General features: G+C 74.4%; 6 protein-coding genes. 1 reads left to right on the plus strand and 5 read right to left on the minus strand.

The window, feature by feature from the left end; genetic code table 11:
• The first annotated feature begins 145 nt into the window (after positions 1-145).
• Entirely contained in the window at positions 146-514 is a 369-nt protein-coding gene (locus AOK11_RS22480; protein WP_079035011.1) for a PASTA domain-containing protein, read from the plus strand.
• 104 nt (positions 515-618) lie between these two features.
• On the opposite strand, the gene AOK11_RS22485 is transcribed toward AOK11_RS22480, so the two are convergent.
• The 5 genes from AOK11_RS22485 to AOK11_RS22505 form a co-directional block, all read right to left on the minus strand.
• Positions 619-1,314 carry a demethylmenaquinone methyltransferase gene (locus tag AOK11_RS22485; protein ID WP_055595537.1) on the minus strand — a complete coding sequence of 232 codons (696 nt, stop codon included), beginning with the start codon at positions 1,312-1,314 and terminating at the stop codon, positions 619-621.
• Positions 1,315-1,381: 67 nt separating this feature from the next.
• Positions 1,382-2,059, minus strand: a complete 678-nt coding sequence (locus tag AOK11_RS22490) for an imidazolonepropionase-like domain-containing protein (RefSeq protein WP_167353823.1) — start codon at positions 2,057-2,059, stop codon at positions 1,382-1,384.
• A gap of 7 nt (positions 2,060-2,066) precedes the next feature.
• The gene (gene mqnC, locus AOK11_RS22495) at positions 2,067-3,266 is read right to left on the minus strand and encodes a cyclic dehypoxanthinyl futalosine synthase (RefSeq protein WP_055595538.1); all 1,200 of its coding nucleotides are present in this window, start codon (positions 3,264-3,266) and stop codon (positions 2,067-2,069) included.
• Between the two features lie 306 nt (positions 3,267-3,572).
• Complete coding sequence (locus tag AOK11_RS22500) at positions 3,573-4,418, minus strand: prepilin peptidase (protein WP_055595539.1); 846 nt, start codon at positions 4,416-4,418, stop codon at positions 3,573-3,575.
• Positions 4,415-6,354: AfsR/SARP family transcriptional regulator (locus AOK11_RS22505; RefSeq protein WP_055595540.1), on the minus strand; the 1,940-nt coding region annotated here is incomplete at its 5' end. The genes AOK11_RS22505 and AOK11_RS22500, both read right to left, overlap by 4 nt.

Below are 6,354 nucleotides of genomic sequence, written 5' to 3' on the forward strand. Positions count from 1 at the left end.
CGGACGCACGGGCACAAGCGGAAGCACAAGCAACCACTTTCACTACGTACTGTGACTGATTGTCACAGATAGCCACGCGATGCTTCCTGTCGGCGCGGGGCCGTGCCTACTCTGCCGGTACCGCTGGGGGGTGACGTCCGTGCGTATGACACCCAGGACACTCGACAGGACACCCGAGGTGCGCGTTCCGCGCCTGGTCGGCCTGATGGCCGTGGACGCGCGCGAGTCGGCTCGTGCGCGCGGCCTGTACCTCGAGGCGCCGGACCGGCCGGACTTCCACCTGACCGTCGTCGAGTACGTCGTGCGCCAGTATCCGCAGCCCGGTGCCGAGGTGCCGCGGGACTCCCTGGTGCACGTGTGGTTCGACTTCGGCGAGGGGGACGGCGGCGGAGGCGTGCGCGAGCCGCGCGGACCCGTACCGCCCGGCGGCGGCCTCCAGCGGGAACTGGACGAACCCGGCGCCCCCGGCGCGGCCGTGCCCCGCGCGGCGACGGCGACCCTCGGCCCGCCCTGACCGGTCAGGGCCTTCCCCGGCTCGTCCTGACCGGTCGGGGCCTTCCCCGGCTCGCCCTGACCGACCCCGGTCCGGACCCGCTCCCCGACCCGGACCGCCTCGCCTCAGCTCGCCTTGAGGCCCCGGTGCAGCGCGACCACGCCGCCCGTGAGGTTGCGCCAGGCCACCTTCGTCCAGCCGGCGTCCTGCAGCCGACCGGCCAGGGCGGGCTGGTCGGGCCAGTCCCGGATGGACTCGGCGAGGTAGACGTACGCGTCGGGGTTGGACGACACCGCGCGGGCCACCGGCGGCAGCGCGCGCATCAGGTACTCGGTGTACACGGTGTGGAACGGCGTCCAGGTGGGGTGCGAGAACTCGCAGATGAGGATGCGTCCGCCGGGCCGGGTCACCCGGTGCATCTCACGCAGGGCCGCGTCCGTGTCCTGGACGTTGCGCAGCCCGAAGGAGATGGTGACGGCGTCGAAGACGTCGTCCTTGAAGGGCAGCCGGGTCGCGTCGCCGGCGGTGTACGGCAGCCAGTTCCGGCGCCGCTTGCCGACCTGGAGCATGCCGAGGGAGAAGTCGCAGGGGACGACGTAGGCGCCGGCCTGTGCGAAGGGCAGCGAGGACGTCCCCGTACCGGCCGCCAGGTCCAGGACCTTCTCCGCGGGGCGTGCGCCGACCGCCTTCGCCACCTCCTTGCGCCAGATCCGGTCCTGACCGAGCGACAGCACGTCGTTGGTCAGGTCGTACCGTTCCGCGACGTGGTCGAACATCGAGGCGACTTCGTGCGGCTGCTTGTTCAGGGATGCGCGGGTCACGGGCCCATTGTGGCAGGACGGGCCCGCCACGGTCCCGGAGCCCCCGGACGCCGGGCGACAGGCCGGGCTACCGGCGCCGGTACACCAGTCGTCCCGCCAGGACCGTCGCCACGCACGTGACGGCTCCCCGTTCGGCCAGCGCGGCCTCGTCGGGGACGTCGAACACGGCGAACGTCGCCGCCGAGCCCCGGTTCGGGAACGGTGTCACGAACGCCTCGGCCGGAGACCGGCCGCCCAGCGGATCGAGGCACGGCACGCCGTCCCAGGACACGCCCTCTTCGCCGGCGGCCCCGGCAGGGACTCCGGCCGGCCTCGGCTCCACGCGCAGCCCGGCCCGGCGCACCGCGTCCGCCACGGCGGGCCGGCGCGGCTCCCCGCCGACGGCGACGGTCCCGTGCGCCAGCATCCGCTGCACCCCGCGGCGCGCGCTCGCGCCCCAGCGGGCGTCGGTCATCGGCAGCGCCGCGAGCGCCTCGCCGACGAGTGGTGCGGTGCCCAGCTCGTCGGCCTCGCGCGGGTCGGGATGGTAGGCGTGCTCCAGCAGTTCGGGCCCGTACGGGTTCAGGAGCCCGGGGGTGAGCAGTCCCGGCCAGCGTCGTACCCGGGCCGTGGGATGTGCGGCCGCCAGTTCGCCGTACGGGCCGACGGCCGCGACCGTCCGCCCGTCGACGAGAACCGCACCCTGCGGCACCGGCGGCCGGCCGTCGCCCGTGATCAGCAGGTCGGCCGCGTGAAGTGTCGGCACACGGAACCTAGTTGGAGGCCAGGAGCTTCAGCTCCGGGTGGGCTGTGCCGCCCTCGATCGCCGTGGAGGAGATGTGGGAGGCCACACGGTCGTCGACGGGGTCGTCGGCCGGGTCGTCGTGCACGACGAGGTGCTCGTAGGTGGTCGACCGCTGGGCGGGTACCCGTCCGGCACGGCGGATCAGGTCGATGATCTCCAGCCGGTTGGAGCGGTGCTTGGCGCCGGCCGACGAGACGACGTTCTCCTCCAGCATGATCGAGCCGAGGTCGTCGGCGCCGTAGTGCAGGGAGAGCTGGCCGACCTCCTTGCCGGTGGTCAGCCACGAGCCCTGGATGTGGGCCACGTTGTCGAGGAAGACGCGGGCGATGGCGATCATCCGCAGGTACTCGAAGAGGGTGGCCTGCGTCCGGCCCTTCAGGTGGTTGTTCTCGGGCTGGTAGGTGTACGGGATGAAGGCGCGGAAGCCGCCGGTGCGGTCCTGCACGTCCCGGATCATGCGCAGGTGCTCGATGCGCTCGGCGTTGGTCTCGCCGGTGCCCATCAGCATGGTGGACGTCGACTCCACGCCCAGCCCGTGCGCGATCTCCATGATCTCCAGCCAGCGCTCGCCGGACTCCTTCAGCGGCGCGATGGCCTTGCGCGGGCGCTCGGGCAGCAGCTCGGCCCCGGCCCCGGCGAAGGAGTCGAGCCCGGCCGCGTGGATCCGGGTGATGGCCTCCTCGACCGACACCTTCGAGATCCGGGCCATGTGCTCGACCTCGCTCGCCCCCAGGCTGTGGATGACGAGCTGCGGGAACTCCTTCTTGATGGCGGCGAAGTGCTTCTCGTAGTACTCGACGCCGTAGTCCGGGTGGTGGCCGCCCTGGAACATGATCTGCGTGCCGCCCAGCTCGATCGTCTCCGCGCAGCGGCGCAGGATGTCGTCGAGGTCGCGGGTCCAGCCCTTGGCGGTGTCCTTGGGCGCGGCGTAGAAGGCGCAGAACCTGCACGCCGTGACGCACACGTTCGTGTAGTTGATGTTGCGCTCGATGATGTACGTGGCGATGTGCTCGGTGCCGGCGTACTTCCGCCTGCGCACGGCGTCGGCGGCGGCGCCCAGCGCGTGCAGCGGAGCGTCGCGGTAGAGGTCGAGCGCCTCTTCGGGGGTGATCCGCCCACCGGCGGCGGCACGGTCGAGGATGGGCTGAAGGTCGGCCTTCTCGGTCACCGGGCGTCCCTTTCGTAAGGTTCGTAAGGGTTGTGGACGGGCTGAACCAGCCTACGCCAGCGGCCCACGACGCCCGACGTCAGGCCGAGGGGCACCCGTCGCACCTGCCCAACCGTCACATCGTGTACGCGCCTACGCGCCGGCGGCGGCCGGAGTGCGTCACACCGCTGCCGGACGTGCGTCACGCGGCGGCCGGGCACGCGTCGGGTCGGGCACGCATCGGGCCGGGCGCGCATCGGGTCGGACACCCGTCGGAGGGGGTACGCCTCGGCCCGGGTACGCACCCGGTCGGTGACACCGGACGCGTCACGCCGTGTACGCGCCGATCAGCAGCCCGGCGAACGCCCCGGCGATCAGGAACGGCCCGAACGGGATGGCCGTCCCGCGCCCCGCCCGCCGCGCGACGACGAGGGCACCGCCGTACAGCGCCCCGAACAGGAACCCGGCGAAGGTGCCGAGCATCACGGTCGGCCAGCCGTACCAGCCGAGGACGGCCCCCGCGCCGAGGGCGAGCTTCACGTCGCCGAAGCCCATGCCGGCCGGGTTGACGAGGAACAGGGCGAAGTAGCCGGCGCCGAGCGCCAGGGCGCCCAGCAGGGCGGTCGTCCAGGTGCCCGCGTGCTCGGGGACGAGGGCGACCACGCCGAGCAGGGCGAGGGCGGCCGCGGCGAAGGGGAGGGTGAGCGGGTCGGGCAGCCGCTGCACCCGGAAGTCGACGACCGCCAGCAGCACGCCGACGGGCGCGAGCAGCAGCCAGACGGCCAGTTCGGGCCGGGTTCCGGTGGCGGCGGCAAGGGCGGCGCAGACGAGCGCGGTCACGGCTGCCGGAGCGACGGGGCCGGTGCCGTACGACGTCCCGGTCGCCCTCTCTCCGTCTCCGCGCGTGACATCCGCCTCGCGCCCGGTGTCCCCTTCGCTCCCGGCGTCCCCGGCGCCCCCGGCGCCCTCCCCGCGCGGGGCGCACTGTCCGCACCGGGCCCGTCCGAGCCACCCGCGCAGAGGATGTCCCCCGGGGCACCGGGCGTGCCACGCCTCCCCCGCCGGGACGGCGAACCGGTACACCGCGCGGGGCAGCAGCGCGCCCGCCGCCGCGCCCCACAGCGCGGCGACCAGGACGACGACCGCGACCGACGGCACCGGCAGGTCGCTCATCCCGCGGCCGCGGCCTCGACCGCGTCGCGCCAGGCCGGCAGCAGTTCGTCGAGCAGCGCCTCGGTGCGCGGCGGCAGCCCGCGGACGCCGCTGCGGCCGATGAGGTCGGCGGCGAGGGCGGTGAGCCGGGCGGGGTCGTCGAGGGCGTGGGTGGCGCGCAGCAGCTCGTTCCACAGCCGCTCGTCGGCCGGGGCGGTGCGCAGGGCCGCGTCGAGCGCCTCGATGGCCTTCTCCGCGCGGCCCTTCTCCAGGTGGAACTCGGAGAGGGCGAGCCCGGTGTCGGCGACGAGCAGCGGAAGCTGGGCGTCGACGATCTCGTGGGTGAGCCAGCGGTAGCGGCCCTCGGGCCGGTCGGCGAGCAGCGGCCCGCGCACCAGCACCAGCGCGTCGGTGAGCAGCCGTCCGCGCACGGCCCGGCTGTCGACGCCCTTGCCCTGGGTCGCCTCGTGGTACAGCGACCGCAGCACGTCCAGGTCGGAGACGACGGACTGGGCGAGGGTGAGCCGGCCGGTGCGGTCGGTGCCGAGGCGAGGGGTGCCGTCGGGGTCGGTGCCGAGCCAGGCGCGCAGCCGGTCCAGGAGCGCCTCGCGCACGTCGTCGGTGACACCGCGCGGCCACAGCGCGGACGACAGCACCTGCGGGTGCACGCCCTCGCGGTGCAGGAGCAGCAGGGCGAGCGCCTCGTGGAGCAGGGCGCTGCGCTCGCCGTCCGGGGTGTCGAGGCCGATGATCTCGTACGGTCCGACGAGTCGCGCGTACACGGCCGGCCGGCCCTGCTCACTGATGTCGACGAGGAACGGCGGGGTGTTGACCGGCCCGTCGGGCCCGCGGTCCGGGTCGGCCTCCACGAAGAGTTCGACGACCGCGCGCTGCTGGGCGGCGGGCAGGAGCTGCGCGTCGAGTTCGAGGCCCAGCAGGGGCGCGAGCAGCTTGCCCTCGCCGGTGATCTCCATCTCCCAGGCGGCGCCCGGCAGATCGCCGCTCCCGGTGCCGACGAGGTAGCCGATGCCGAGGCGGCTCGCGTCGGCGGCGAGTTCGGCAAGCTTGACGGCGTCCTCGGCGGACGGCTCGGCGGCGAGCAGGACGAGCTGCGGGGCCCAGCGGGTGTGCTGGGCCGGGCCGGTGCGTCCGGTGAGGACGGAGTCGTGCCCGGCGGCGCCCAGCGCGCCCCGCCGCTGCCGTGTCTCCGCCTCCATGGTCTCGAGGAGTGCCTCGATGTCGTCGAGGTGGCGGAGCCGGTTGGGGGCGAGCGGGGTCAGGTCCTCGCCGAACCCGACGAGGGTGATGGTCATACGGTCCGACCATCCGTTGGTCGCCAGCTCGGCGGCGACGGAGGCGAACACGGCCGCCCGGTCGGCCTCGCTGCCGCTCAGCGAGACGATGCCGGGGACGGACTCCAGGTTGAGCAGCAGCCGCGAGTCGTCCATGGTGCCGAGGCTGACCAGACCGGGGTAGGGGGCGGCGGTGTCGACGTCCTCGTACCGCCCGGCGTCGTCCTTGGCCAGCATCCAGAACGTCTGATCCTGCCCGAGCCGCCACGGCGCCGGGGGCTTGCCGGCCGGCTGGGCGAGCTGGAGGTGCAGGTCGCCGGCGCTGAGCCAGGCCGCGTAGACGACCGGCAGGGCCCGCGACTCGGCGGCGAGGGAGGCGGCGAGCCCGCGCAGGGACCGGTCGAGCAGCCGTACGCCCTCGGGGTCGGCGCCGACGAGCAGCGCGTCCTGGACGTCCTGGGCGTCCCCGTGCGGCGTGGGCGGCTCCATTCCGCGCCGCCCCCCGATCGCCCCGAACGCGGACTGCCACAGCGCCTGCCGGCGCCGGTGCCCGAGGGCGCCGAGGAGGCCGGCGGCGAGGAGGGGGGCGGCGAGCAGGGCTTCGGGGAGGCCGAAGGAATGCCCGGCCTCGGCGGGGGCGGCGTGCTCCTGCTCAGCACCGGAGG

The sequence above is a fragment of the Streptomyces hirsutus genome, assembly GCF_001418415.1.
In the GTDB taxonomy this organism is placed as follows: Bacteria; Actinomycetota; Actinomycetes; order Streptomycetales; family Streptomycetaceae; genus Streptomyces; species Streptomyces hirsutus.